Source organism: Bacillus paralicheniformis (assembly GCF_002993925.1).
GTDB classification, from domain to species: Bacteria; Bacillota; Bacilli; order Bacillales; family Bacillaceae; genus Bacillus; species Bacillus paralicheniformis.
On sequence record NZ_CP023665.1, the window covers coordinates 2,361,441 to 2,386,122 of the forward strand.

At 46.3% G+C, this 24,682-nt stretch carries 30 protein-coding genes; 7 read left to right on the top strand and 23 right to left on the bottom strand.

Translation table 11 applies throughout. The annotated features are described in order from the left end of the window. Positions 1-42 precede the first annotated feature (42 nt). Complete coding sequence (locus CP943_RS11975) at positions 43-1,374, bottom strand: MATE family efflux transporter (protein ID WP_105981027.1); 1,332 nt, start codon at positions 1,372-1,374, stop codon at positions 43-45. Positions 1,375-1,470: 96 nt separating this feature from the next. Between CP943_RS11975 and CP943_RS11980 the strand changes: the two genes are divergently transcribed. Further along, positions 1,471-2,175, top strand: a complete 705-nt coding sequence (locus CP943_RS11980; protein WP_105981028.1) for a DUF4397 domain-containing protein — start codon at positions 1,471-1,473, stop codon at positions 2,173-2,175. A 95-nt stretch (positions 2,176-2,270) separates the two neighbouring features. Here CP943_RS11980 and ypmT read toward each other — a convergent pair whose 3' ends face one another. The 7 genes from ypmT to ilvA all read right to left on the bottom strand — a co-directional run bounded on the left by ypmT (position 2,271) and on the right by ilvA (position 7,181). Beyond that, positions 2,271-2,471 (bottom strand): protein YpmT, encoded by a 201-nt coding sequence (gene ypmT, locus CP943_RS11985; RefSeq protein WP_020451868.1) that lies wholly within the window; start codon positions 2,469-2,471, stop codon positions 2,271-2,273. A 31-nt stretch (positions 2,472-2,502) separates the two neighbouring features. After that, positions 2,503-3,075, bottom strand: a complete 573-nt coding sequence (locus CP943_RS11990; protein WP_020451869.1) for a YpmS family protein — start codon at positions 3,073-3,075, stop codon at positions 2,503-2,505. Between the two features lie 9 nt (positions 3,076-3,084). Beyond that, the gene (locus CP943_RS11995; RefSeq protein WP_020451870.1) at positions 3,085-3,837 is read right to left on the bottom strand and encodes an SGNH/GDSL hydrolase family protein; all 753 of its coding nucleotides are present in this window, start codon (positions 3,835-3,837) and stop codon (positions 3,085-3,087) included. A gap of 139 nt (positions 3,838-3,976) precedes the next feature. Then, entirely contained in the window at positions 3,977-4,567 is a 591-nt protein-coding gene (locus CP943_RS12000; protein WP_041817451.1) for an SCO family protein, read from the bottom strand. A gap of 8 nt (positions 4,568-4,575) precedes the next feature. Further along, on the bottom strand, positions 4,576-5,418 hold the full coding sequence (locus CP943_RS12005) for a DegV family protein (protein WP_020451872.1): 843 nt from the start codon (positions 5,416-5,418) through the stop codon (positions 4,576-4,578). 150 nt (positions 5,419-5,568) lie between these two features. Continuing rightward, positions 5,569-5,820: a YpmP family protein gene (locus CP943_RS12015; RefSeq protein WP_020451873.1), complete on the bottom strand. Its 252-nt coding sequence runs from the start codon at positions 5,818-5,820 to the stop codon at positions 5,569-5,571. 92 nt (positions 5,821-5,912) lie between these two features. Then, positions 5,913-7,181 (bottom strand): threonine ammonia-lyase IlvA, encoded by a 1,269-nt coding sequence (gene ilvA, locus CP943_RS12020; protein WP_020451874.1) that lies wholly within the window; start codon positions 7,179-7,181, stop codon positions 5,913-5,915. A 232-nt stretch (positions 7,182-7,413) separates the two neighbouring features. Between ilvA and CP943_RS12025 the strand changes: the two genes are divergently transcribed. Both CP943_RS12025 and trhA read left to right on the top strand, forming a co-directional pair. Next, a complete protein-coding gene (locus CP943_RS12025) occupies positions 7,414-8,415 on the top strand; it encodes a sigma 54-interacting transcriptional regulator (RefSeq protein ID WP_023857390.1) in 1,002 nt (333 codons plus the stop codon). Positions 8,416-8,430: 15 nt separating this feature from the next. Then, entirely contained in the window at positions 8,431-9,072 is a 642-nt protein-coding gene (gene trhA / locus CP943_RS12030; RefSeq protein ID WP_020451876.1) for a PAQR family membrane homeostasis protein TrhA, read from the top strand. A gap of 40 nt (positions 9,073-9,112) precedes the next feature. On the opposite strand, the gene CP943_RS12035 is transcribed toward trhA, so the two are convergent. The 11 genes from CP943_RS12035 to CP943_RS12090 form a co-directional block, all read right to left on the bottom strand. Then, positions 9,113-9,736 (bottom strand): acyltransferase YpkP, encoded by a 624-nt coding sequence (locus tag CP943_RS12035; RefSeq protein WP_020451877.1) that lies wholly within the window; start codon positions 9,734-9,736, stop codon positions 9,113-9,115. Positions 9,737-9,750: 14 nt separating this feature from the next. Beyond that, the gene (locus tag CP943_RS12040; protein WP_020451878.1) at positions 9,751-10,239 is read right to left on the bottom strand and encodes a dihydrofolate reductase; all 489 of its coding nucleotides are present in this window, start codon (positions 10,237-10,239) and stop codon (positions 9,751-9,753) included. 357 nt (positions 10,240-10,596) lie between these two features. Further along, positions 10,597-11,136, bottom strand: a complete 540-nt coding sequence (locus CP943_RS12050) for a phosphatidylglycerophosphatase A family protein (protein ID WP_025811261.1) — start codon at positions 11,134-11,136, stop codon at positions 10,597-10,599. Between the two features lie 15 nt (positions 11,137-11,151). Further along, the gene (locus tag CP943_RS12055) at positions 11,152-11,754 is read right to left on the bottom strand and encodes a YpjP family protein (RefSeq protein WP_023857393.1); all 603 of its coding nucleotides are present in this window, start codon (positions 11,752-11,754) and stop codon (positions 11,152-11,154) included. A 272-nt stretch (positions 11,755-12,026) separates the two neighbouring features. Next, the gene (locus CP943_RS12060; protein ID WP_020451882.1) at positions 12,027-12,797 is read right to left on the bottom strand and encodes a class I SAM-dependent methyltransferase; all 771 of its coding nucleotides are present in this window, start codon (positions 12,795-12,797) and stop codon (positions 12,027-12,029) included. A gap of 36 nt (positions 12,798-12,833) precedes the next feature. Next, on the bottom strand, positions 12,834-13,268 hold the full coding sequence (locus tag CP943_RS12065) for a BrxA/BrxB family bacilliredoxin (protein WP_020451883.1): 435 nt from the start codon (positions 13,266-13,268) through the stop codon (positions 12,834-12,836). Between the two features lie 88 nt (positions 13,269-13,356). Next, positions 13,357-15,033 (bottom strand): dihydroxy-acid dehydratase, encoded by a 1,677-nt coding sequence (gene ilvD / locus CP943_RS12070; protein ID WP_020451884.1) that lies wholly within the window; start codon positions 15,031-15,033, stop codon positions 13,357-13,359. Positions 15,034-15,376: 343 nt separating this feature from the next. Next, on the bottom strand, positions 15,377-16,513 hold the full coding sequence (locus CP943_RS12075; RefSeq protein ID WP_026579412.1) for a conserved virulence factor C family protein: 1,137 nt from the start codon (positions 16,511-16,513) through the stop codon (positions 15,377-15,379). A 30-nt stretch (positions 16,514-16,543) separates the two neighbouring features. Beyond that, complete coding sequence (locus CP943_RS12080; RefSeq protein WP_105981029.1) at positions 16,544-17,215, bottom strand: HD domain-containing protein; 672 nt, start codon at positions 17,213-17,215, stop codon at positions 16,544-16,546. Continuing rightward, positions 17,203-17,682: a glutathione peroxidase gene (locus tag CP943_RS12085; RefSeq protein ID WP_020451887.1), complete on the bottom strand. Its 480-nt coding sequence runs from the start codon at positions 17,680-17,682 to the stop codon at positions 17,203-17,205. Before CP943_RS12085 ends, CP943_RS12080 begins: the two co-directional genes overlap by 13 nt. A gap of 15 nt (positions 17,683-17,697) precedes the next feature. Beyond that, positions 17,698-19,377, bottom strand: coding sequence for a formate--tetrahydrofolate ligase (locus CP943_RS12090; protein ID WP_105981366.1), 1,680 nt, complete (start codon positions 19,375-19,377; stop codon positions 17,698-17,700). 151 nt (positions 19,378-19,528) lie between these two features. On the opposite strand from CP943_RS12090, the gene metA reads away from it, so the two are divergent. Both metA and CP943_RS12100 read left to right on the top strand, forming a co-directional pair. Continuing rightward, on the top strand, positions 19,529-20,437 hold the full coding sequence (gene metA, locus CP943_RS12095) for a homoserine O-acetyltransferase MetA (RefSeq protein ID WP_023857398.1): 909 nt from the start codon (positions 19,529-19,531) through the stop codon (positions 20,435-20,437). Positions 20,438-20,706: 269 nt separating this feature from the next. Next, positions 20,707-21,858 carry a diglucosyl diacylglycerol synthase gene (locus CP943_RS12100; RefSeq protein WP_020451890.1) on the top strand — a complete coding sequence of 384 codons (1,152 nt, stop codon included), beginning with the start codon at positions 20,707-20,709 and terminating at the stop codon, positions 21,856-21,858. A gap of 53 nt (positions 21,859-21,911) precedes the next feature. Here the strand turns inward: CP943_RS12100 and CP943_RS12105 are convergent, their stop codons facing one another. Next, complete coding sequence (locus CP943_RS12105) at positions 21,912-22,601, bottom strand: AIM24 family protein (protein ID WP_020451891.1); 690 nt, start codon at positions 22,599-22,601, stop codon at positions 21,912-21,914. 284 nt (positions 22,602-22,885) lie between these two features. Here CP943_RS12105 and cspD point away from each other — a divergent pair, with 284 nt between their 5' ends. Further along, positions 22,886-23,086 carry a cold-shock protein CspD gene (cspD, locus tag CP943_RS12110; protein ID WP_003230776.1) on the top strand — a complete coding sequence of 67 codons (201 nt, stop codon included), beginning with the start codon at positions 22,886-22,888 and terminating at the stop codon, positions 23,084-23,086. Between the two features lie 54 nt (positions 23,087-23,140). Here the strand turns inward: cspD and CP943_RS12115 are convergent, their stop codons facing one another. After that, positions 23,141-23,323, bottom strand: coding sequence for a hypothetical protein (locus CP943_RS12115; protein WP_003182837.1), 183 nt, complete (start codon positions 23,321-23,323; stop codon positions 23,141-23,143). A gap of 160 nt (positions 23,324-23,483) precedes the next feature. Between CP943_RS12115 and CP943_RS12120 the strand changes: the two genes are divergently transcribed. After that, positions 23,484-23,750, top strand: a complete 267-nt coding sequence (locus CP943_RS12120; RefSeq protein ID WP_026579409.1) for a DUF2564 family protein — start codon at positions 23,484-23,486, stop codon at positions 23,748-23,750. A 59-nt stretch (positions 23,751-23,809) separates the two neighbouring features. On the opposite strand, the gene CP943_RS12125 is transcribed toward CP943_RS12120, so the two are convergent. Continuing rightward, complete coding sequence (locus CP943_RS12125; protein WP_003182841.1) at positions 23,810-23,995, bottom strand: zinc-finger domain-containing protein; 186 nt, start codon at positions 23,993-23,995, stop codon at positions 23,810-23,812. Positions 23,996-24,009: 14 nt separating this feature from the next. Next, complete coding sequence (locus CP943_RS12130; protein ID WP_020451893.1) at positions 24,010-24,669, bottom strand: reverse transcriptase-like protein; 660 nt, start codon at positions 24,667-24,669, stop codon at positions 24,010-24,012. Positions 24,670-24,682 lie beyond the last annotated feature (13 nt).

Consider the following 24,682-nt stretch of genomic DNA (forward strand, 5'->3'; position numbering starts at 1 on the left):
GGCGGGAATCGCTTCCGGGGCTTGCCGCAGGAGCTTGTTCTTTCATTTTTCAAATAAAACGAGGTGCTTCCACTTCCCGTAGCGGTAATATAAAAACGCGGTCAGGCTGCTCAGCATAAAGCTCATTCCAATGCCAACCGCTATGCCGTTATCTCCAAGCCACTTTGAAAATAAGTATGTAAACGGATAGCGCAAAACCCAAAAAGAAATCACATTCAGCACCAAAATTTGAAACATCGCGCCGGCTGCCCTTACAACACCGTTTAACACAAAGTTAATCCCGATAAACGGATAGAAAAAAGCAATCGTTTTTAAATATTCTTCCCCGAATGCAGCTGAATCGGCTTCCGAAATAAACAGCCTGACCGCATGATAGCCTGTCAGAAATATCGCGGTGCTGACGACAGCCATAAACAGCAGAACATAAATGACGCCGTAGTGAGCGATTTTTTTCGTACGCTCCATATCGCCGCTGCCGACGGTTTGGCCAGCCATACTGTTGACAGCCGTGCCGATGGCCATCGCCGGGAGTATCAGCAGGCTGTCAAGCCGCTGTACCGCGCCAAACCCTGACACGACACGTTCTCCAAATGAATTGACAACGCTCATAATCGCCATCGAGCCGCCTGAAATCACCATCATTTGCAAGCCGGCAGGCACTCCGAGCTTCAAAATGACGGACGTCTCTTCCAGAGACGGAAGCGCGGGCTTTGAAAATGGAACAAGCCGCTTTCTCACCGTATAGACCACACCGTAAATGAAAGCAATCCCTTGGGAAACGACGGTTGCATAGGCCGCTCCGGCAATTCCGAGGTTGAATACCGAGATAAACAGCGGATCCATGAACAGGTTCAGGATGACGGCCAAGAGGACGAAACGCAAAGGTGTTTGACTGTCGCCGACCGCCCTTAACACTGTACTGATGAAATTATAGCCGAATAAAAATATAATCCCGATAAAATGAATGCTCAAATAGCTTGCAGCCAAATCCATCATATTTCCGGGCGTTTGAAGAAGCGAGAGCAGAGGCTCTGTGAAAAAATAGCCGATAACCCCGAGCAATACGCTCATCGCTGTCATCAGAACAACAAACGCGTTGATATATGAAGCAAGTCCCTTCTTATCCCTTTTTCCTTTCTGCTGCGCAAGAATCGTCAGCGCCGCATTGTTGACGCCCAATACGAACGACAGCACCGTAAAGAAAACCGTCCCCGAGACGGCCGCAGCACCGAGTGCTTTTGCTCCGAGCAGATTTCCGACCCACAAGCTATCGACGAATTGAAATGAAATCTGCAAAAGATTGGCTAAAATGATCGGGCCGGAAAAAAAGACCAGCTGTTTAAACACATTTCCGTATGTAAAATCCGTTTTCATTGTTTACTCCTTTTCATCTGTCGTCTTGATCGCGATGTGACCGATCGCTTCTCAGCCTCATATAATGTCAGAAAGCATGCAAAGGGGCGTGACAAAATGTTCTCTACAGATCATGATGCCCGGCAAACGGCGGAGGGTTTTCGGAGGAACTGCTACCATCTTCCGCCTGTAGAGGCGCCCTTTTATTTTCGAAACGGCGGAAAAGCAGCGATGATCAGACTGCTCCACGCTGCTCCTCACACCGACAATCTCGACGTATTCATAAACGGCATATCCGTTTTTCAAAACATCTCCTATACAGATTTATCTTCTTATGTCCGGTTTCCTGCCGGCCGTATTCAAATCGATGTTTTTCAAAGAGGCAGGGCGCACGGTCCCTTGCTGTCGGTACAGTATCACCTGATCCACGGCGGGTACTGCACGGTTGCCGTTACAGGCACAGCTGCAAAGCTCATTCCCGTCGGAATGTATGACCGGCCTGCGGCTGATCCGGAAAGCCGCAGCATCCGTTTCGTTCATTTATCACCGGACTCTCCGGCTCTTGACTTTGCAGTGCAAAACGGACCTGTCCTGTTTTCAGGTGTCCCCTTTCAAACGGTCACGCGGTACATCCAGGTGCGTTCACAGAAAATCGACATGGAGGTAAAGGCCGCCGGTTCAACAGCGGTCCTGCTGAAGGTTCCGAAAATCACGCTTCACGCCGGGAAATCCACAACTTTGTATGGCCTCGGTTTCGTCAACGGCTCCCCTTCTCTCACAATAAAAACGGCGCCGTTTCCTGCCAAAGCTCCCCCTTCATAGCGAAAAAAAAGAGACCTGATGTCTCTTTTACAGTCTGCTGAAGCATGGACAACAAAATCCTAAAACGGTCTCATGTTTTAGGATTTTGCCGGCAATTATTGATTGTGATGGTCAGTTTTTTTATGTTTTTTCGCATCTAGGGTAAAAATCATAATGCTTAAAAACAACGCACAATACCCGATGTTCAAATACATCTTGTCCATGTTTTCATCGATGAAACTGAAGGCGGCCAGGCCGCCGAAGTACAGTGAAAACAACATAGACAGCAAGCTGAAATATGTGTAGATACGTTCCATATGTTCACCCCTGTAAATCCCGCCGCACGATCTATGAATCTGTTTGTGCAGGCTGATAATAAACAAATTCGATTTGATCTTTTTCTAAATCAATGTCTTTTGCTTTCACATACATTCCGTTTTTAAGCGGCATCTCTGACAGACGGACTTGAATTTCTTTAGCATCCGAACGAACGTGTACAAAATCAGGAAGATCATAAAATTGATCCATGTAGTTCAGCACCATCGATATCGGAACATTTAACTTGCCGATCGAAAATCTCGTCACGTCAAGAACCACATCTCCGTTTTTTTCCACTGTCGGCCGAAAGGACACCCTCGCATCGACTGTCGAGGAAAAGGCGCGGATCGCACCGACGATGTGGAATTCATCGTCGATTTCGATTTGATAGTCAAGATCCGGCGAAGACTCCTTCTCCAAATATGTGTTGATGAATGCGGCCAATGATTCTTTCGTGCTCGTCACGTTCAATTGGTATTCGCTCGGAGTCGGCCGCGACGGTTCCTTTTGACCGCCGGGCATGAATACGAGAATGAAAATCCCGGCAAGTATGATGACGTTGACTGCTGCTAAAATTAAAAATAAGTTCTTCCATTTCTTCATTTTTTCACCTTATTCTGCTTGGGGGTCTTCGTTTTTAATTTGTTCGTAAACGCGTTTCGCTATTAAAGAATATCCGTATTGATTAGGATGAAACTCATCTTTTGCAATCTTCTTTTCATCGCTGTATTCCTCAAAAATATCAGCGATATTCGCTATTTTCGTGTTGGAGACCTTTTTCAGGCTTTTTTCTGCTCCTTCATTCCATTCGTCTACGACTTGGTCAATTTCCCTCAGTTCAGACAGCGTAAACTTAAACGGATTATACATGCTGACATAAATCAACTCAGCGCTGGCGTTTTGCTCTCTAATTTCCGCTAAAATATTCGAAAACCGCTTTTCAAACAGTTTTTGTTCAACGCGGAAAGGTGTAAGCGTTAAGTGCGCGAAGTTTTGGCGGACGACTTTCATCAGGTCGTTGCCCCCTATTGTAAACAAAATGTAGTCTGCATCTTTCAGGCCCTCTTGTACTTCTTTTTCTTTTAATCTTTCAAGCAGCTGATCAGTCCGGGAGCCTTTAACGGCATAATTTTTGACCGTTACGGACTTCACATCGCTCCGGCTTTCAAGCTCGTCGGCCACCATGCCGACATAGCCTTTCTTCTCTTGATCGCCTACCCCCTCTGTCAGAGAATCGCCCACTGCTGCAATCACGATATCGCGCTTAGGGGAGACCGATGTTTTTTCAACGCCCGCATTCCATTCCGTACAGGCTGAAAGCAGACAGACGAGGGCCATCATGACTGTTATAAACCGTATGTTCAAAAATGATGCCCCTTCCTTCTAGATACCTAAAAAAAAGTGTACCATGTTTTGATTCTTTTGAAAATGATTTGACAGGTGTAAAAAAAAGCCTGTTTCCGGTGGTCAGGAAGCAGGCTTCAGCGGCAGGCGCCCGTTTTTATCAACGGTTTTCCAGCGTCTTAATATCGGCGATGATTTCATCGTACGGCGTTTTTTTTGCACCGTCATAATCCTTGACGACTTTGCCGTTTTGATCGACTAGATAAAATGACGATTGGTGAATCACCTGATCCTCATCTTCAGGTTTTTTCACGATTGCTTTAAAGCTTTTCAGCGCAAATTTTTCAATTTCCTCCTGCGAGTATCCAGTTAAAAAATCCCAGTTTTGAAAATTGAGCGGATAGTTGGCCGCAAATTTTTTCAACTTTTCCGGCGTGTCATTTTCGGGGTCAACGCTGAAAGAGACGATGCGGGCCTGCAGGTTTTCCTCTTCCATTTGTTTTTGCAGTTCAGCCATATGTGAAGTCATCGGCGGACAGATCGTTTTACAGTTCGTAAATATAAAGTCGGCCACCCACACCTGGCCTTTTAAACTTTCAAGAGACACGGTTTTCCCGTCTTGATTTTGAAAAGAAAAAGATTGTACGTCATAGTTTAAAGAATTTTCAATCTTGCTAGTTCCGCAGGACGAAAGAAACACTGTGAGAATCCCTGCAAGGAAAATGCCAAAAACGTTTTTCAATCCTTCCATCCCCTTTTTCAATCGGTGTAAAAAGTAAAACCGATCGCTCCTTTTCCGGTATGAACAGAGATAATCGGCGTTGTGTACGCAATATCAATATCGATTCCCGGGATATGTTCAAGCAAAGAGTCTTTCAGCCTATGAGCAAGGTCGAGTGCATCGGCATGGGCGATTCCGATCGCTTGCACCGTCCTTCCCTTCACCGCGGAAAGAAATTGACCCGTTAAATAACGGATAAGCTGACTGGTGCTCCTGACATTTTTTTCAGGCGTATAGATTCCGTCCTCAAGCCTCGCGATCGGCTTAACCTTGAGCAATGAGCCGATCAGCGCTTTTCCTTTCCCGATGCGGCCGCCTTTGATCAAGTTATCAAAATGATCAATTGTCACATAGAGGGATGTCCGGTCGCGCAAGTTCTCCAGGTCTTTTACAATCGCTTCGGCCGTCATTCCCTCTTCGGCCAGCAAGGCGGCTCGTACGACCTGAAAGCCGAGGCCTTTTGAAATATACATGGAATCAATCACCGTAATATTCCCGTCGACCATGTTTGAAGCGCTTACAGCCGTCTGGTATGTCCCGCTCAATTGGCTTGAGAGATGGATGCTGATCACTTCGCTTCCGTCAGCGGTCAGCTCTTCGTACAGTTTGATAAAAGCGCCTAAAGGCGGCTGTGAACTTTTCGGGAGTTCTGCGGCGCTCTCCATTTTCTCAATAAATTCGTCCGGCTGAATATCGAACCTGTCTCTGTAAACAATGCCGTCGATTGATATCGAGAGCGGGAGAACGGAAATATGATATTCTCTGAGCAGTTCTTCGCTCAAGTCAGCTGTTGAGTCCGTTACAATTTTAATGCTTGGCAATTCCCTTCACATCCTGTCGGTTCAAATGGTGAATTTCCTAGTGAGGCCAAATTCGGCATGAAAAATTCTTTGCCGGCCGAATGCCGTCTTCCGCCCTTTTCCAAGCGGATTTGGCTGTCTTCATGGGCCGGCAAAGAATGCTATCAATTCTTATGCATTATGCTTCAATTCTTCCTCTTGATAAATGGCGAGGTAATCCTGCCATTTCAATGCTCTCTTTAAGTAGTCCCTAAAGGAGTAGACGTTTTTTTTCCGCTTTGAGCAATAGAGTGTCTTTAAAAAGATTTCGAGCCTCAGACTGGCCATAAAAAAATGCGGGTCGTCCTCCTTCAGCAGGGGTATTTCCGTCACCTTCACCTTCTGTCCATCCGAACGTTTGAACTCCAGGCTTTTAAGTAACAAGCTATCAATCCTCATTTATGAGATATTTTCTTTATTATACATAATCTCAGGAGCCGTTGTCTTTGATTTATGCGTGTTTTCAAAAAAATTTCTTAAATCAGCAAATGAAAGAGCCCTTCATCTTTATTCACTTCGACATAGCGGAAGCCTTTACGGTCCATTCTCGCAATCAGCGGCTCGTAGTCTTCGCGCTGTTTCAATTCGATGCCGACGAGCGCAGGGCCGCTGCTTTTATTATTTTTCTTCGTATATTCAAACCGGGTGATATCATCGGTCGGCCCGAGCACTTCATCTAGAAATTCGCGCAAAGCTCCCGCCCTTTGCGGGAAGTTCACGATGAAATAATGCTGGAGTCCTTCATACATCATCGATCTGTCTTTGATTTCCTGCATTCTGCCGATATCGTTGTTTCCTCCGCTCACAATGCATACGACATTCTTTCCTTTGATTTCATCCCTGTAAAGGTCTAAAGCGGCGATCGGCAGCGCTCCCGCAGGCTCGGCGACAATCGCGCATTGGTTGTACAGCTCAAGAATCGCGGTGCATACCTTTCCTTCAGGAACGAGCAAAATATCATCTACAACGGTTTCAAGCGTTTTAAATGTCTCTTCGCCGATTTTTTGCACGGCGGCTCCGTCTACAAATTTATCGATTTTCTCGAGGGTCACGACTTCGCCTTTTTTGTTTGATTCAAATAGAGCCGGCGCGCCTTTGGGCTCAACCGCGATCAGCTTTGTATCCGGGGACACGTTTTTCATGTAGGTTCCCACTCCTGAAAGCAGGCCGCCGCCGCCTACACTTGCAAATAAATAATGGGGTTCTGTTTCGATATCGTTTAAGATTTCGACCGCAACCGTTCCCTGTCCGGCCATGACGGCAGGATCGTCAAACGGGTGGATAAATGCCCGTTTTTCTTCCTCGCAGCAGGCGACTGCGCTTTGATATGCATCATCGAACGTGTCGCCTGTCAGGATGATCTCGATGTATTCCTTGCCGAACAATTCGACTTGAGAAATTTTTTGCCTCGGAGTCGTCGACGGCATAAAAATCTTTCCGTGAATACCGAGATGTTTACAGGAAAAAGCGACCCCCTGCGCATGGTTTCCTGCACTGGCGCAGACGACCCCGTTTTTCGTCGTTTCTTTTGAAAGCTGCTTCATTTTATAATAGGCGCCTCTCAGTTTAAAAGAGCGGACAACCTGCAGGTCTTCTCTTTTTAAATATACGTTGCAATCGTACCTCTCGGAGAGCCTCTCATTTTTTTGGAGGGGGGTATGAATGACAACATCTTTTACATTTTGATGGGCTTTTAAAATGTCTTTGACTTGGATGAGAGAGTTTTCTTTAAGCAACGGTTTCATGTATAAGATCCTTTCTGTATAAAGCTTTATTTAATACGCCATTATATCATGAATATTCAAAATTTAAAGGGCAATTCTTTGTTATTTACAGAATATTATACACTTTCTCAATATATACGGAGTTCTTTTCGATTCTTAATGTGCAGCCAAATATACTTTTTTTCAAAAAACTCTTTATTTGTTCTAATTGGGTGTTATAATAGAACCAATTAGAACCAAAAGGAGACCCGCCATGATTAAACACACGTACCCATCCATAGGGTTCTCCGAGCTGATCGGGGAATGCGATTCCTTTTTGCAAACGAAAAACAGAGCGATACAATTTGCAGCCTCTTCCCATCCGATTCTGATTCATGGAGAAACAGGCACAGGCAAAGAGCTGTTCGCCAAAGCCATTCATTCCGGATCATCTTTCAACCATGATCCCTTCACACACGTAAGCTGCAGCACGCTGAATGAAGATGAAGCGGCTGAAGACTTTTTTCTTTCAGAGATGAATGAATCCGGAACCTTGTTTCTCGACGAAGTGTGGGGGCTTTCCTTGCCTCTCCAGGGCAAGCTTTTGGCAGCCATTGAAAAAGGGATGCCAAAAAGACTGATTGTCACCTCAAGCGTGCCGCTCGGTGAACGGATTGAAAGCAGCGAATTCCGCAAGGATTTGTACTACAGGCTCAATGTGCTCGACCTTCCGCTTCCCCCCCTTGCTGAACGGCGAAGCGACATCCCCCTTCTCGTGCATCATTTTTTAAAAAGCGGGGATCATGACATATATGTCGAACCGGTCGTTTGGAAGGCTTTAGAGCAGCATGAGTTTGAGGGGAACGTCAGAGAACTCAAAAACATGACGGATTATATGAAAACCGTCTCAGACGGGAAAACGATTCAGCTTTACGACACTCCGCCGGCGTTAAGAGAACAAATCGAAAAGAAGAAGCCAAAAGATAAAAAAACGGCTTCAACATCACTGACTTTAATGGAAAAAGAGGAGTTTGCGTTTTTGCTCGATGCAGTCAAGCAATTAAATGAAAAAGGAGAGCCTGCCAGCCGCAGAGTTCTGTCTGAACTGAGCAAAAACGGCAAGTCGGAGCTTACCCCCCAGCAAGTGCGCAGCAGATTGGATTATTTGGAAAAAAGAGAGTTTATTACAAAGGGCCGCGGAAGAGCCGGGACAAAAATCACGCTTGAAGGCCTCCGCTTTTTAAGCTCTTTAAAGCATCACATTATTCAAGAATAGAAAGGGTGTCTTGGTATGTACACGATTAAAGAAGAAATTGCGAATGCAATTACCCATGGGCTCGGCGTTCTCCTCTCCATACCCGCCATCGTATTTTTGGTGATATTTGCGATTCGCTACGGAAGTCCGGTGGATGTTGTCAGCTTTTCGATTTTCGGCGCTTCCATGCTGTTCCTGTATTTAAGTTCGACCCTTCTGCACAGCATTCAGCACCAAAAAACAAAAGATATTCTTGAGATCATCGATCACTCAGCCATCTACGTACTGATTGCGGGTACATACACACCGCTGCTCCTCGGACCTTTGAAAGGCACGCTCGGCTATACAATGCTTGCGGTCGTCTGGGGACTTGCGATTGGCGGAGTTGTATTTAAAATCTTTTTTGTGAAACGATTTATCGTGGTCAGCACGCTGGTGTATCTTGTGATGGGCTGGATGGCGATTATTGCGATCAAGCCGCTTTATACGGCCTTGACCGGAGAAGGATTCGCCCTGCTGCTCTTAGGGGGAATATTGTATTCTGTCGGAACGATCTTTTATTTATGGAGAAAGATCCCGTATCATCATGCGATTTGGCACACCTTCGTACTCGGCGGCAGCGCCTCCATGTTTTTCTGCGTGCTTTTCTACGTGGCAAAGGTGCCGTTTATATCATAAACGGCGAAAACCAGGCTCCCATAAAGGAAGCCTGGTTTTTTTATGCCCGAAGCTGTTTGTTTTCGGTCAGGACGTATGCCGGGTAGATCGTCAAGTCGATATCAGCAGGTCTCAGCCTCTTGAACAACTTGCCTTTCTTCATGTCTTCCGTACCGGCTGTTTCGACTGCAACGATCGGAATGCCGAGCTTTTTGGATAAAGATTTGTAATCGAGCCCGTCATCTTCAGACAGAATAAAGCTTTGGCCTTTCCTGACGATCTCTTCCACTTTTTCAAGTGATGCTTCCTTGTCGGCGCTTTTTTTGACCGCGGCCATTTTATTGAGCCAGCCGCTGAGCAGCGGATAACGAAAGGCGCGCGGATCAGCAAAAAACGAAGCCGTTTTATCAAGGTGTCCGAGCAGCACGGCGAGCTCTGACAGGCCGAGCTTTGGATGCACGTAAAGGACGGGGCCAGCCGGGGATCTTCCATTCTGATGGATGGAAACGGTCGAACCGGTTAAGCCGATGCACCCCCGTAAAAAAGCTTTCGGCTTATCAAAGACAGCTTCCATCTGATTGGCGTACGAAAGGCGCGGGTCAAGTGTCTGTAGCGCCTGCAGGAGCTTGATATGCTTGATGAACATATAGGCCGAATACATCCATAAAAAACAATAGCGAAACATGAAAATCCTCTCCTCTATCCTTTTCTTTGATAAACGAGGAATTCGTAGTCATATGGATTTTTGTCATCTTTCAGGCCTTTCCGCCTCGAAACGATTTCCCACTCAGCTTCGCTGAATTCAGGAAAATACCGGTCCCCTTCAAAGGTTTCATCGATTTTTGTCACATACAGCTTGTCCGCAAAAGGCAGAATCTCCGCGTACAGTGTTGAACCGCCGATGACAAAACATTCTTCGTTTTTGTTTTTCGCAAACCGCACCGCTTCTTCTGCCGAGTGCATCACCTGACAATTCGGAATATCCAGTTCTTTATTGGATGTGACGATGATGTTCTCCCGGTGAGGCAAAGGTTTGCCGATGGATTCAAACGTCTTTCTCCCCATGATCACGGCGTGTCCTTTCGTCACCTCTTTAAAATACTTCAAATCCTGCGGCAGATGCCATGGCAGATCATTATCTTTGCCGATCAGGCGGTTTCTGTCCATGGCGGTAATCAATGAAATCATTAATTTAAAGCCCCCTTATGATGTTTGTAGCGAAATAATGCCGGATGATGCTCATCTCTTTGTGTGATCATCTGTGAACATGATGCATGAAGATGGAGGTTAAAGCTGTGATGAGAGGAAACCTTTCTTCGAGGTTTTCATTCTGATCAGGCCGCCCGAATGCATTGGTGTCATTCCCCGTTTTGTTCAATTCCGGTTCTCTAACATATGACGGCATATATCCGCATGATGTTTCATTTTTTTCATCCTTTTGTAGTGTATCTTGTTTAACCTTTCGAAAACAAGACATTTTTCGGGAAAAGACATAAAATATCGGCATAAAAAAACCCCGCCTGATGGCGGGGAGGGCGAGGTCTTTCAACGGCTTTTCGCAACGCTCTGTCCGTCTGTTCTCTCTTCATCCTCAAGATCCTGATGCGAATGGGCAATTCGGCTTGCAGCAGCTGCCGCCAAGGCAGCGACGATATCATCAAGGAACGTGTGAACCTCATCGTCCGGACAGTCGTCCAGTTCTTTAATGATGCCGAACTTTTCTTTATCCAGATAGCCGAAGTTCGTCAAGCCGATCGAACCGTAGACGTTTACGATGGAAAGCGGAATAATCTCGTCGATCCCGTAAAGGGGTTCATCCGTTTCGACCAAATATTGAAGCGGTTCAGGCAATAGCTTTTTCTCGGCAAGCTGGTCAAGCGCTATCCCCGTTAACACGGCATGAACGATTTCCCTTTTGTTTAAGACCTTTTCGACATTCTCAACGCATACAGCAAGCGACAGATCAGGATGGTATTTTTCCTGCAGCTTTTGTACGATCAGTGCAATATCCTCAATCGTAACCCCGCGCTCATTCAGCATATTTTTCGTTAAGTGCACCATTTCATTCATCGTATACTTCTTCATCTGCATCAATCTCCTTTAGTGGCTCATCCAGTTAGGCGGTGTATTGCGGTCCCAGTATATGCTTCCGAGATCGTGATGTTTTTGAAAGCCGTCTTCGGCAGTATGATAATGAAAGTTAAACCAGTACCCTTTATGCGGCGGCTTGTCCCTGCGCACATGGAACCTCAGCACATCCTCCCCCGTTTTCCGGTTGTAAACGTGGAAGATTCTCTCCGACTTCCCCGCCGTCGGCGTTTTGGAAATGACAAGATCCTGGTAAGCGTCATTGTCCTGCATTGTCATGAGATGGCTGACGATGATCTCCTCGACCTTTGGAAGCACTTCTTCCCTGTACTCGTCTTCGATGACCGGCGATATCCTGCTGCCGAATTTTACGAATGACAGATCTTCTGCTTCATTGAGCAGTTCATCCTTGTAGCTGTCAAATGAAGATTTGGATTCGCCGTCTTCTTCAAGTTCGGGCTCTTCCTGCTTTTGATAAACAGCTGTATACCCGGATTCTTTCATGCTCTGATGCTCCTGCGGCTTGTCCGCCATTAATGCCGCAGGAGGAGATACAAGGCCGAACGTTGCAATTGTAAATAATGTGACAAGCGCTTTTCTCATCCACATCTTCATGACTGGTTAGTCCCCTTTTGGATCGCTTTCTCGTTTTCTCTTATTCTATCATAGGTTGAATTTTCAGTCATTCATAAAGTGACGGTGCAAATAAACAAAACGCCTTTTCTTTTGGCGATAAAACGTTTACAATCAAAGATGAAAATTCCAAAATTGGGAGTGATCGTTCATGATTGAAGGTCTTTTTATAACCGCTTCATTGATTACCCTCGCTTATTTTATCGTCATGGAAATCGCAGATTAAAAAATCCCAAGGTATATGCCTTGGGATTTCATTTTTCGAGAACACCGTAATGAAACAGGGCCGTTTTGCGTTTTTTTACGCGAAATCCGTATTTTTCGAAGCGCGGACTTTTCCAGTGGTCTTTCAGGACCACTCTTTTTCTGGCGACCCGAAGGGCTTCATTTAAAGCACCGTCAAGCGTAAACTCGGAATGCGCCCACTTTCTTAAAGGGGCGATGCCGCTTGATTCTTCGATTCCATCATCAAACATCGGGTCAAAGTAGACGATATCTGCTGAATCATCATCAAGCTCCAGCAGATATTCAAAGCTGTCGCCGGAATGAACCCGAATCCTTTTCATCGCCTGATCCAAAGCGTCAAGGCCTGTCTCCCACGATTGAAGCCCCGCCTCGACAAGAAAAGCGAGGAGCGGGCTTTTTTCAATTCCGCACACCTCGCCTTGTTCGCCAGCGGCAAGGCTTGCAATGATGGCGTCTGATCCAAGGCCGAGCGTACAATCGAGCAGCTTGTCTCCCGGTTCAACTTGTGCAGCTTCGACAAAAGGATCCGGTTCGCCTCTTAACATGCGCTTCGCCCGGAACATCGCAGAGTTCGGGTGGAAAAAGAACTTTTCGCCTTCTGAATGATACAGCTCGAAGCGCTCTTTTCCAACCACGAGAACATCTTCCTGCTCTGTCTCCCGGATTTGGCGAATCGGCCGTTTTCTCCGTTCGGAAAAGCGGGCGCCGAGCGTCCGGCTGATTTTTTCCGCCGTTAAAACCGTGTTTTCAGTCGGTCTGTAGCTTGTTGTGACAATCATGTTCTTCTCCGTAAAAAATGCCCTTCAAAGGGCATTTTAGCAATGTTTTTCAAAAGCGTCCGTGATGTTTTTCATAATCTCCGTCATTTCACGGCCTTCAATCTGTTCACGAGGAATGAAATGAACGACTTTTTTGCCTTTCAGCAGTGCCATTGAAGGTGAAGACGGTTCATATCCTTCGAAGTATTCCCTCATTTTCGCCGTTGCTTCGCGGTCCTGTCCGGCAAAGACTGTAACGGTCTCATCAGGCCCGTTTTCGCTTCCGGAGACGGCCTGAACGGCTGCCGGTCTCGCCAGCCCTGCGGCACATCCGCAGACTGAATTGACGACGACGAAAGTCGTGCCTTCTGCACCTTCCATGAATGTCTCAACTTCTTCCGCGGTCGATAACTCTTTAAAGCCGGCCTGCACCAATTCCTGACGCATCGGAAGAACGAGCTGGCGCATGTATTCTTCATAAGCTGTTGACATATTAAAAAGCCCCCTCTATAAACCTTGACTACTGATGTCAAGGATACTACAGCGGGGGCTGAATTTCAAACACCGGGCGAAAAAACCGCTAGATTTTCATAATGCCGCCGGTATTGGCAGATGTCACCAGCTTTGAATACCGGGCGAGATAGCCCGTTTTCACTTTCGGTTCAAATCCGGGCCAGTTTGCTTTTCTTTTTTCCCACTCTTCATCGGAGATTTCGATGTTTAAAATCCGCTTTTCGATATCAACAATGATATGGTCGCCGTTTTCTACGAAAGCAAGCGGGCCGCCTTCGGCTGCTTCCGGCGAAACGTGGCCGATCGAAAGACCGCGGGAGGCTCCGGAAAAGCGGCCGTCGGTAATTAAAGCAACTTTCGGACCGAGGCCCATTCCGACGATCTGCGAAGTCGGTGCAAGCATTTCAGGCATTCCCGGTCCGCCTTTAGGACCTTCATAGCGGATGATGACGACATCTCCCGCTTTAACTTTACGGTTGATGATGCCGTCAAGCGCTTCTTCCTGTGAGTCAAAGACAACCGCAGGTCCTTCATGGCGGGTAATCCCGTCTTGGACGCCGCCGGTTTTAATGATCGCACCGTCAGGCGCCAGGTTGCCGAACAGGACGGCGAGTCCGCCTTGCTCTGAAAACGGCTGATCGATCGGATGAATGACCTCGTAATCTTTCACTTCGCGCCCGGCAATATTTTCGCCAAGCGTTTTTCCCGTTACGGTCAGCGTATCCAAGTGAAGCGCGCCTTCTTTTTTCGACAGCTCGTTTAAGACTGCTGATACGCCTCCAGCTTCATGCAAATCTTCAATAAACACATCGGAAGCCGGCGCAAGCTTTGATAAATGCGGAACCCTTGCCGCTACCTCATTGATCCGTTCAAGCGAGTAGTCGACCCCCGCTTCATTGGCGATCGCAAGCGTATGAAGGATCGTATTCGTTGATCCGCCGAGCGCCATGTCTAAAGCGAACGCGTTGTCGATCGCTTTTTCGGTCACGATGTCGCGCGGTTTAATATCCGACTTGATCAACTCCATCAGCTGGCGGGCCGACTGTTTGGCAAATTCCCTGCGGTCGGGCGATGTCGCCAAAATGGTGCCGTTGCCCGGCATGGCGATGCCAAGAGCTTCAGAAAGGCAGTTCATCGAGTTGGCCGTGAACATGCCCGAGCATGATCCGCATGTCGGACAGCCGAACTGTTCAAGCTCCTCAAGCCCTTTCTCATCGATTTTGCCTGATTGATAAGCGCCAACGCCTTCAAATACAGAGGAAAGCGAGATTTTCCGTCCGTCGCTCGTTCTTCCCGCTTCCATCGGCCCCCCGCTGACAAACACGGTCGGAATATTGATCCGCATTGCTGCCATGATCATACCCGGAGTGATTTTATCGCAGTTTGGAATACATACCATTCCGTCAAACCAGTGCGCTGATACAACCGTTTCCACTGAATCGGCGATGATTTCGCGGCTCGGAAGAGAATATCTCATTCCGATGTGCCCCATCGCAATTCCGTCGTCGACCCCGATTGTATTAAATTCAAACGGAACACCGCCGGCCTCTCTGATCGCCTCTTTGACGATTTTTCCAAACTCCTGCAAATGGACATGACCCGGTACGATATCGATATATGAGTTGCAAACGGCAATAAACGGTTTGCCGAAGTCCTCTTCTTTTACCCCAGCCGCGCGCAGCAAACTGCGGTGCGGCGCTCTGTCGATCCCTTTTGTAATCATGTCACTGCGTAAACCTGTCATCGTGATCCTCCTAAACATCTTCGTATTTACATTCTATATTTTCTGAATATTCAGTTTTAAAAAACTGTCTGCTAACCGCTTGCCGGACTGATCCGCAAGATGACGGCTGTTTTGATCTTCATCTGTAAATCATTCCCCATGAATCAGAACCTCCACATTCCATATGATTGCTAACTACTATATATATTTTCAGCGTGTTTTTCAACAATATTCGAAATATTTTTATAGAAAAAGTGATATTTTATAACAAGACGCGTGACTTTTTTCAAAATTCCCGGATGGATCGCCGCTGCAGAGCGAAGAGCTTAAGGCATAAAAAAAGACGCTGTTTCCAGCGTCCTTGTCAGCCGTCTTTTTTGCGGCTTTCCGTCATTTGCTTCCATACGGAGCCTTTCGCTTCTTCACCGTATTCGATCCGTTCGACCGCCATTTTGACTTGAAGGCTGACTTCAAATTCGGGATCGTTTTCAGCTTCTTTTAAAGCGGGAAGCGCGCTCTCATCGCCGACTTCGTACAGAAACATGGCGGCTCTCCAGCGCACAAGCTTGCTCGGGTCCTTGAGCGCTTTGATCATTGCCGGAATCGCTTCCGGGTTTCCGATGTCTGACAGACAATCACCGGCTGTTCTTCTGACCGTGATCGTTTTGTCTTCGAGTGCTTGATATAAAAGAGGAAGCACCGCAGGCGTTTCGATCATGCCCAAATAAACGACAGCAAGTCTTCTGATCGATGTTTTCGGGTCATTGAGCGCTTTTTCGAGTACTGGAATGTCCTTTTCATCCGGATCCATTTGTTCAAGATGGGCATAGCGTTTTTGCCAATCTTCCTCATCCATCATTTCAAGCGTTACCCGGTAAGACTTTCGCTGCACAGCCGCGCGTTTATCCTCAGCATCGCTTGATGCGGCTGATTCCGTCAGCTTCCGCAGGCGCTCCTCATCGTAAGCCGCCTCAAGCTCTTCCGTTACTTCACGGCCGATTTCTGAAAAATCGCCGAATCTGACGCCTTGCTCTTTCCAAGACCGTTCGAGCACGACGTTGGAAGACGCGGTTTTAAGCTTCAAGATCGCTTCTTGGAAACGTTCCGGAAGGCCGAAGCGCTCCTCGCGCTCGCCGTCGGTCAATTTCACCTGCATCGGTATCCCGCTGAACATTTGCACGAAGACTTTAACTTCGCCAAACGATTCTTTTTCTTCGGAACGGCCCCCCGCCTCTTCGGCTTCGTCCATTCCGAAAGCAGCACGCACCGCAGGGAGGATGTCTTTCCAGTCAAATCTCGCATTGCGCTCGACAGCGATAAAATCGGCCACATGGTAGACGCCTTTTACTCCCTCTATGTTTAAAACCTCTTGGATGACGGGAGGCGCGCCTTCCGCATGGTCCTTTTTATAATTATTGCTTTTTCCGCCCGGCAGTTCTTCGGTCAAAATCACCTTCATTGTATTCGGGCTCGGTGTCGGTTCTATCGATTTAATTTTCATCATTGTCCCCCTCTGTTAAAAGATCCGGTCTTATTCTACCATAACCCCCGGCCCTGATCTATCAAGGCGGCTTTCTCCGGAGAAGGCGCATTCATTTTCCAGTTCGCCGAGAAATTCGAGCATCAGCTGATGCCTTTTTTCCGCGAGCATCCTTCCCGTCTTTGTATTCATCAAATCTTTTAAAAGGAGAAGCTTCTCGTAAAAGTGGCCGACAGCAGTAGGCGCATTGGCGCTCCCGTAGAGGAGATGACCCTTTGCCCCTGCATACATCAAAGCCCTGGCGATCCCGACGGCGCCGATCGCATCAAGCCGATCGGCATCCTGAACTGCCATACCTTCTTTTGAAAGGCGTTCGTCTTTATATTTTTCTCTGTCTCTGAATGACATTCTTGTGATGATGGCAAGAATCCCGTCAACCGTTCCAGGATCGACCTTCCAGTCTTCTGAGAGGCGCCTTTTCAACTCATCAAGCGGAACCCGGTGTTCATCGTCCAGCTTTACATCAATCATATCGTGGAGAAGGGTGGAAGCTTCGGTCACAAACAGGTCTGCACCCTCTTCTTTTGCAATCTGAAGGCTTATGTTCCGAACCCTTTCGATATGCAGCCAGTCATGTCCTGTCCCTTCGGCTGCGAGCTTTTTTCTTACCCATTCGGACATCAAGCGGATCTGTTCTGTTTGTTCCTGATTCAGCCCAGCCATTTCTGAATGGCCTCCTCCATCTCCTTTGGATTGGTTTGCGGTGAAAAACGCTCAACGTTCTCCCCGGTTTGATCAACGAGAAATTTTGTGAAATTCCATTTGACCGCTTTTGTTCCAAGCATGCCCTTCGCCTTGTTCGTCAAGTGGCGGAACAGCGGGTGGATTTGATCTCCTTTTACATTCACCTTCGAAAACATCGGAAACGTGACCCCGTAGTTTACGCTGCAAAATTCTTCTATGCTTTTTTCATCGCCAGGCTCCTGATTCATGAATTGGTTGCTGGGAAAGCCCAGAATCTCAAGCCCCCGGTCTTTATATGTTTCATACAAGTCTTGAAGCTGTTGATATTGGGGTGTAAATCCGCACTTTGAGGCCGTGTTGACGATGAGAAGCACTTTGCCTTTATACGGCCGCAGTGTCGTGTCCTCGCCTTTAATCGTCTTGACGCTGATATCGTAAATGGACATGACGGTCCCTCCTTTTTAGAATAAACCTTTGGCCCTGCCGTCTTCACCGACATCCATTTTAAGTGCAGCAGGATGTTTCGGCAGCCCGGGCATTGTTAAAATGCTGCCAGTTAAAGCGACGATAAATCCCGCGCCCCTCGATGGTTTTAATTCACGGACGGTGATGCTGAAACCTTTCGGCCTGCCAATTTTCTCCGGATCATCTGATAAAGAATACTGAGTTTTGGCCACGCATACTGGCAGCCCGTCCAATCCGTTCTTTTTCAATTCCAGCAGCTGCTTTTTCGCCTTTTCGGTAAACTCTACCCCCTCGGCTCCATAAACGGTGCGGGAAATTTTGGCTAATTTGTCTTCGATCGAGTCGGTTAATTCGTATAAATAGGAAAAATGATTGTCCTTTTGCTCCATGACATGAATGACTTCCCTTGCCAGGTCAATCCCGCCTTTTCCGCCTTCTTCCCAAACATTGCACAGTGCAGCCGGATGCCCGTTGTCCCTGCACCAGCCAAGAACCGTCTCAAGCTCATCCTCCGCATCGTGTACGAACCTGTTGACGGCCACAACGTACGGAAGACCGAAGGCGTCTATCGTTTCGATATGCTTGGCAAGGTTTGCGATTCCGCTTTTTAATGCGTTTACGTCTTTTTGCTTCAAATCGGCGAGAGGCATTCCGCCGTGCATTTTCAGCGCTCTTACGGTGGCGACGATCACGACCGCTCCCGGGGTGAACCCGCCGGCTCTCGTTTTGATGTGCATGAATTTTTCCGCACCCAAATCCGCGCCAAATCCCGCTTCAGTCACGACATAATCAGCCAGTTTCGCCGCCGTTTTAGTCGCGATCAAACTGTTCGCCCCGTGTGCGATGTTTGCAAACGGGCCTCCGTGGACGAGCGCCGGTGTTCCTTCAACAGTCTGAACAAGGTTTGGTTTGATGGCATCTTTTAACAGGAGAGCGAGCGCTCCCTGAACACCGAGCATGCCGGCCGTCACCGGCTGTCCGTCAACAGTGTAGGCAACGATCATTGCCGCCAGACGTCTTTTTAAATCGGCCAAGTCTCCGGCCAGGCATAAAACGGCCATGATTTCCGATGCGACTGTAATGTCAAAGCCGTCTTCCCGGGGAAATCCGTTCGCTTTTCCGCCTAAGCCGACAACGGTTTCGCGCAGCGCCCTGTCATTGAGGTCAAGCGTCCTTTTCCAGACGATTTTTCTAATATCGATGTTTAATTCGTTTCCCTGATGAATATGATTGTCTATAAAAGCCGCTAAAGCGTTGTTCGCAGCTGTGATCGCATGCATATCTCCTGTAAAGTGAAGATTGATATCCTCCATCGGCAGAACCTGGGAATATCCTCCTCCGGCAGCCCCGCCTTTCAGTCCCATTGTCGGACCGAGTGAAGGTTCCCTCAGTGCAACGATCGATTTTTTGCCAATCTGCCAGAGCGCCTGGCTCAATCCGACGGTGACAGTCGACTTCCCTTCGCCGGCCGGGGTCGGGTTGATGGAGGTTACCAAAATCACCTGTCCATCGTTTTTTTCTTTTAAACGCTCAAAAATTTTTAAAGAAATTTTCGCTTTTGTGCAACCAAAACACTCTATTTCATCGTCATTTATATTGAGCTTCCGTGCAATTTCGGCAATCGGTTTTAATTCCGTGCTTTGGGCGATTTCTATGTCTGATAGATGGGATTTCATTTGCAAGAGGATCCTCCTTTTGGTTCATCACACGATGATTTTCCATATTTTTCACACACTTCTTTCATTGTAACACAATTCACACATTGAAATATCGCCAAAAAGTTCCTATAATGAAGAAAAATCAGCGGAGAAAACCGGAGGTGGCGTGTTGCCTATCAACATACCTATCAATTTGCCAGCGAAGCAGATTCTTGAAAGTGAAAATATTTTTGTCATGGATGAAAAACGGGCTTTTCATCAGGACATCAGACCTTTAAATATTGTGATTCTTAATCTGATGCCGCAGAAAATCAGGACCGAGACACAGCTGCTCAGAATGCTCGGAAATTCTCCTTTACAGGTATATTTCACTTTTTTAATACCGTCTACACACACGCCAAAACATACACCAAGGCAGCATTTGGAACAGTTTTATACAACTTTTTCTTCGATCAGGGACAGAAAATTTGACGGCATGATCATTACCGGCGCGCCGATCGAGCACCTGGAGTATGAGGAAGTGTCCTATTGGAAAGAACTTCAGGAGATTTTAGAGTGGAGCAAAACGCATGTCACGTCAACGCTTCACATCTGCTGGGGAGCGCAGGCGGGGCTTTATCATCATTACGGAATTCGCAAAGTCAAACTGCCGAAAAAAACATTTGGCGTTTTCGAACACAGAATAATGGAGAAAAATGAAAGACTGGTCAGAGGCTTTGAAGAGTTCTACTATGTCCCGCATTCAAGGCATACAGATATAAATATGGATGACCTAAAAGCCGTTTCTCATTTAAAAGTGCTCAGCGTATCCGATGAAGCGGGCGTCTGTTTAATTGCTTCAAAAGATGAAAAACAAGTTTTTTTAACTGGACATCCTGAGTATGATACAGATACTCTTAAAGAAGAGTATGAAAGGGATTTGGCCAGAAACATGGACATTGATCCGCCGGTGAATTATTTTAAAGACGGGCCGGACGGTGCGGCGCCTGTAAACCGCTGGAAAGCCCACGCGACTCTTTTGTTCATGAACTGGCTGAATTATTACGTTTACCAGGAAACACCGTACGAGTGGAAATGAAATTCTCATGCCCTGGTCTGATGCAAGACATTCAAAATGTGTTAAAATACTGTTGGGTTAGTCTTCCATAAGGGGGTTCGGCTTGGCCGCGAAAGCAGGAATAATAAGGAACCCAGTGCTTTCCTGCCGATCCATACTTTAAAAATACCTTAATTTTTGTTCTTCATTTATAATTAAAATAATATTTATGGTATGGTATGTGTGGACATTGACTCCTGTTTTTTTACCATTTTAGCTCTTGCTGTTTGAATTAATTGAGGTGAATATGCTTGAATACCAATAAAAATATATTAATTTTGACTGCAAATTACGGAAATGGCCATGTTCAAGTAGCCAAAACGCTCTACCAAGAGTGCGAACGGCTCGGTTTTAAGAATGTAACTGTTTCGAATTTGTATCAAGAATCAAACCCGATTGTGTCAGAGATCACACAGTATCTCTACCTGAAAAGCTTTTCAATCGGTAAACAGTTTTATCGCCTTTTCTACTATGGGGTCGATAAAATTTACAATAAAAGAAAGTTTAATATTTATTTCAAAATGGGAAATAAACGGCTGGACCAACTGGTTAAAAAACATCAGCCAGACATCATTATCAATACGTTTCCAATGATTGTCGTACCCGAATACAGACGGAGAATGGGAAAAGTCATTCCGACCTTTAACGTCATGACGGATTTCTGCCTTCACAAAATTTGGGTCCACGAACACATTGACAAATATTACGTAGCCACTGATTATGTGAAGGAAAAACTGCTCGAAATCGGCACTCACCCGAGCAATGTCAAGATCACGGGTATTCCGATCCGCAGGCAGTTTGAAGAAGAAATGGACAAAGATAAAATCTACGAGAAGTATCAGCTGTCTCCCGACAAGAAGATATTGCTGATCATGGCAGGCGCACACGGGGTTCTTAAAAACGTAAAGGAACTGTGTGAATCTCTGGTGACGAAAGAGGATGTTCAAGTCGTCGTGGTGTGCGGAAAAAATACGATGCTGAAATCTTCACTGGAAGACATTGAAGCCCTTTATCCAAACAAGCTGAAATCACTCGGTTATATCGAAAGAATTGACGAGCTGTTCAGGGTGGCTGACTGCATGATCACAAAGCCGGGCGGAATTACCCTGACGGAGGCCACGGCAATCGGCGTTCCCGTCATCCTTTACAAGCCTGTTCCCGGGCAGGAAAAGGAAAATGCCCTGTTCTTCGAAGACAGAGGAGCTGCCATCGTCGTCAACAGGCATGAGGAAATTCTTGAATCAGTCTCCTCCCTTTTGGCTGATGAGAAAAAGTTAAACGAAATGAAGAAAAACATTAAAAACTTGCATTTATCCAATTCATCAGAAGTCATCCTGACGGACATTATCGAGCAGTCTGAAATCATCATGAACAAAAAACAGACTGTCCGGGCGCTGTCCTAAAAAAGCCCGAGTCAAAAAAACACTTGCCCTGCAAGTGTTTTTTTCGTTTAATATTAAGATTCCGAGTAATAAACTTCTTCAAACGGCTGCACAACGACAAACCCGTTCCCTGAAAACTTCATTTGGATCGATTCCCCGCTTCCCCTGCCGATGAACGTCTTAAAAGATACATCTGTCACAAATTCAGGCTGAAGGCTTCCTGACCAGGCAACCGTTGCGTTTGGATCGGTATAGACTGGGCTTTCCGGGGTTACGATCAAAGTGAGCGGTTCGTAATGGCTTGTGATTGCAGCCATTCCAGTTCCCTCAAGCTTAATGTTAAACAATCCGCCGGCCAGCATGCCGGAAATTCTTTTCATCAGTTTGATGTCCCAATGGATTGACGGCTCAAATGCGAGCAGATCGTGCCCGTTCACAAATATGGAGTCCCCCTTCAAGTTTAAGATGGAGATCTTCTTTCCTTGATCAGCAAGGTACACCTTTCCGTTTCCTTCCGCTTTCATCAGTGCAGCCCCTTCTCCGCTGAACACTTTTTTCACCATCCGTCCAATTCCGTGTTCAAATACCCCTTCACGCTTAAATTTGACTCTTCCCCTGTAGGAAACCATCGAACCGGCCTTTGCCCACACTTTTCCATCGAGATTAACTTCCAAGAGACGGGGTGTTTCCATTTCAAACAGCCCCTCCCCTTTGTCTTCCTGCTGGGTTTTGGATACAAACTCATCAACCGAATAACGGTTCATCTATAAACACTCCTCTTCGCATTCCTGATATTGGTTTTATTATATACGGGCTGACGCTTAAAATGTTTCGTCCACTTTGCGAAAAATAATGATCAATAACCAGAAACTGAAAACGATTTCAAAGAAATTCCTTAAAAAAGCATTAAAGTTCATTTTTTTCTCTTGACAGCTTGACGAAGCCTCCATAGATAGTGTATAGTGAAACCATCATTTAGCAGAACACCGTTAGATGATGAAAATTTTTTTTAGCACATTGTGCTACAGTACTAGGAGGATTAAGCAATATGCAAAACGGTAAAGTAAAATGGTTTAACAATGAAAAAGGCTTCGGCTTCATCGAAGTTGAAGGCGGAGACGATGTATTCGTTCATTTCACTGCAATCGAAGGTGACGGATACAAATCTCTAGAAGAAGGACAAGAAGTTTCTTTCGAGATTGTTGAAGGTAATCGTGGACCTCAAGCATCTAACGTTGTAAAGCTTTAACAAAATCAAGACAATTGAGACTTCAAATAAGAGGAGAGGCATTTTTTGCCTCTCCTATTTAATTTTCAGCTGAATTTCGATTGCCAGTATATTTTGCTTCAACCTTTGCTCGATTTCTTCAATGTTCTTCTCGAGAGATGGACGCCCCTTTTTCGCGATATCAACGAGCTGTTCAAGATCTTTATATACCTCCACAAATGTCTTGTGAAGAACGGTTTGCAGTTCATTGCTTTCCACTGTTCCTCAGACTCCTTTTTTTCATGATTACCTAAATTAGTAATAAAGACTTATATTTTTTAGGTTCAATAGTTATATCGGATTAATTTTACTTTATTTTTTCTATTTCACACATAAAAATGCCTTTTTTAGAAAAAATACTTGTCGGAGGTGTATGATCATGAACTCAGAACATCGCGATGATCTTATAACGGGATTTAATCAGCGCAAGCAGCTTGAAATAGCCGTAGAAACCGCCCAAAAGACGACGGGAATGGCGACGAGGCAAAAGAGCTCCACTTTGCTGAAATCGGCGTATCAATCCATCGAAGACGCCAGACAGCTGTCACAGGCTGAGGAACTATCCGCACTGGATGAAGACTTCTTAAACGAACAGCTCAACATCTTAAATGATTGCCAGCACCAGCTTGACGAATCACAGCATTAAAAAAACCGCGTTCAGCGGTTTTTTTAGCGCGGCCCAAGGAAGATGGTTTATTGGGGGGATCAATTTTTGTTTGTCAGCACGTCTCCATAGGTTCGGAGCTTTTCTCCGACCGTGCATTTTGAAATGCAAAATGCGTGGGCATACGTTTTTCCGTATTCTTTTCTGAAGTGTTTTTTAATGAAGCACCCTTCACAGTAGGTGTCCTGCAAATGTGTGAGTTCCTTAAAGATCTCTTTCTTATCCAAAACGTTCATCTCCGTTATTCATCTAGTTTGATTTGGCTTTCCACAATGGTATGCTCAAGCATTTTTTTTGCGAGCTGATCCGCTTCCTTGTTGTCTTTGCGGCTGATTTGAATATAGGTGGGCGTTAGCTTTAATTTTTGAAGCTGGCTCTCGATTCTGTCCAGCCATTTCGAATGAACGGGGTCATAGCATGGCCAGTTACCTTCAAGCTGGTTCAGCACGACGAGCGAATCCCCTTTTATGACGACGGAGTTCCTGCTTGCCCCAAGGTCTCTAAGCTCTTTAACGGCTTCGGAGAGAGCCGCATATTCCGCCTCGTTATTCGTTGTCAGCCGAAAGCTCTTGTTCTTTCTCAATCGGTACCGGTCCCCGCCGAGGGAGTAATATATCACAATGCCTAAACCAGCGAGCTGACTTTCTTTATCATAGCTGCCGTCAAAATAGACGGTGATCTCATCCGGTTCAGCCGCAAGTTCTTCTTTCAGCTTTTCCAGCTCTTTCAGAGTCCAAAAGCTGCCCTTCTCATCTTCAAACTCAAGTTCAGTGACATACGGACTTTGAGAAAGCTGACGCCCAGCCGCCACTGCCTCTTTCATCTCGATCCATTCATCAGCTGTAAAAGGAATTGGTGAAGACCCTTTAATCTTGATTTTCATACCTGCTCTCAGTTTCACAAAATCACCTTTA

Bases quoted from the DNA above. Each gene is read 5' to 3' on its own strand.
- CP943_RS12000 (WP_041817451.1), bottom strand. From the start codon at position 4,567: ATGGAAGGATTGAAAAACGTTTTTGGCATTTTCCTTGCAGGGATTCTC.
- trhA (WP_020451876.1), top strand. From the start codon at position 8,431: ATGTACACGATTAAAGAAGAAATTGCGAATGCAATTACCCATGGGCTC.
- CP943_RS12055 (WP_023857393.1), bottom strand. From the start codon at position 11,754: ATGAAGATGTGGATGAGAAAAGCGCTTGTCACATTATTTACAATTGCA.
- cspD (WP_003230776.1), top strand. From the start codon at position 22,886: ATGCAAAACGGTAAAGTAAAATGGTTTAACAATGAAAAAGGCTTCGGC.
- CP943_RS12025 (WP_023857390.1), top strand. From the start codon at position 7,414: ATGATTAAACACACGTACCCATCCATAGGGTTCTCCGAGCTGATCGGG.
- ilvA (WP_020451874.1), bottom strand. From the start codon at position 7,181: ATGAAACCGTTGCTTAAAGAAAACTCTCTCATCCAAGTCAAAGACATT.
- CP943_RS12050 (WP_025811261.1), bottom strand. From the start codon at position 11,136: ATGAAGAAGTATACGATGAATGAAATGGTGCACTTAACGAAAAATATG.
- ilvD (WP_020451884.1), bottom strand. From the start codon at position 15,033: ATGACAGGTTTACGCAGTGACATGATTACAAAAGGGATCGACAGAGCG.
- CP943_RS12085 (WP_020451887.1), bottom strand. From the start codon at position 17,682: ATGTCCATTTACGATATCAGCGTCAAGACGATTAAAGGCGAGGACACG.
- CP943_RS11975 (WP_105981027.1), bottom strand. From the start codon at position 1,374: ATGAAAACGGATTTTACATACGGAAATGTGTTTAAACAGCTGGTCTTT.
- CP943_RS12080 (WP_105981029.1), bottom strand. From the start codon at position 17,215: ATGGCTGGGCTGAATCAGGAACAAACAGAACAGATCCGCTTGATGTCC.
- CP943_RS12040 (WP_020451878.1), bottom strand. From the start codon at position 10,239: ATGATTTCATTGATTACCGCCATGGACAGAAACCGCCTGATCGGCAAA.
- CP943_RS12105 (WP_020451891.1), bottom strand. From the start codon at position 22,601: ATGAACCGTTATTCGGTTGATGAGTTTGTATCCAAAACCCAGCAGGAA.
- CP943_RS11980 (WP_105981028.1), top strand. From the start codon at position 1,471: ATGTTCTCTACAGATCATGATGCCCGGCAAACGGCGGAGGGTTTTCGG.
- CP943_RS12075 (WP_026579412.1), bottom strand. From the start codon at position 16,513: ATGAAAATTAAATCGATAGAACCGACACCGAGCCCGAATACAATGAAG.
- ypmT (WP_020451868.1), bottom strand. From the start codon at position 2,471: ATGGAACGTATCTACACATATTTCAGCTTGCTGTCTATGTTGTTTTCA.
- CP943_RS12060 (WP_020451882.1), bottom strand. From the start codon at position 12,797: ATGATTGTCACAACAAGCTACAGACCGACTGAAAACACGGTTTTAACG.
- CP943_RS11990 (WP_020451869.1), bottom strand. From the start codon at position 3,075: ATGAAGAAATGGAAGAACTTATTTTTAATTTTAGCAGCAGTCAACGTC.
- CP943_RS12035 (WP_020451877.1), bottom strand. From the start codon at position 9,736: ATGTTTCGCTATTGTTTTTTATGGATGTATTCGGCCTATATGTTCATC.
- CP943_RS12120 (WP_026579409.1), top strand. From the start codon at position 23,484: ATGAACTCAGAACATCGCGATGATCTTATAACGGGATTTAATCAGCGC.
- CP943_RS12065 (WP_020451883.1), bottom strand. From the start codon at position 13,268: ATGTCAACAGCTTATGAAGAATACATGCGCCAGCTCGTTCTTCCGATG.
- CP943_RS12090 (WP_105981366.1), bottom strand. From the start codon at position 19,377: ATGAAATCCCATCTATCAGACATAGAAATCGCCCAAAGCACGGAATTA.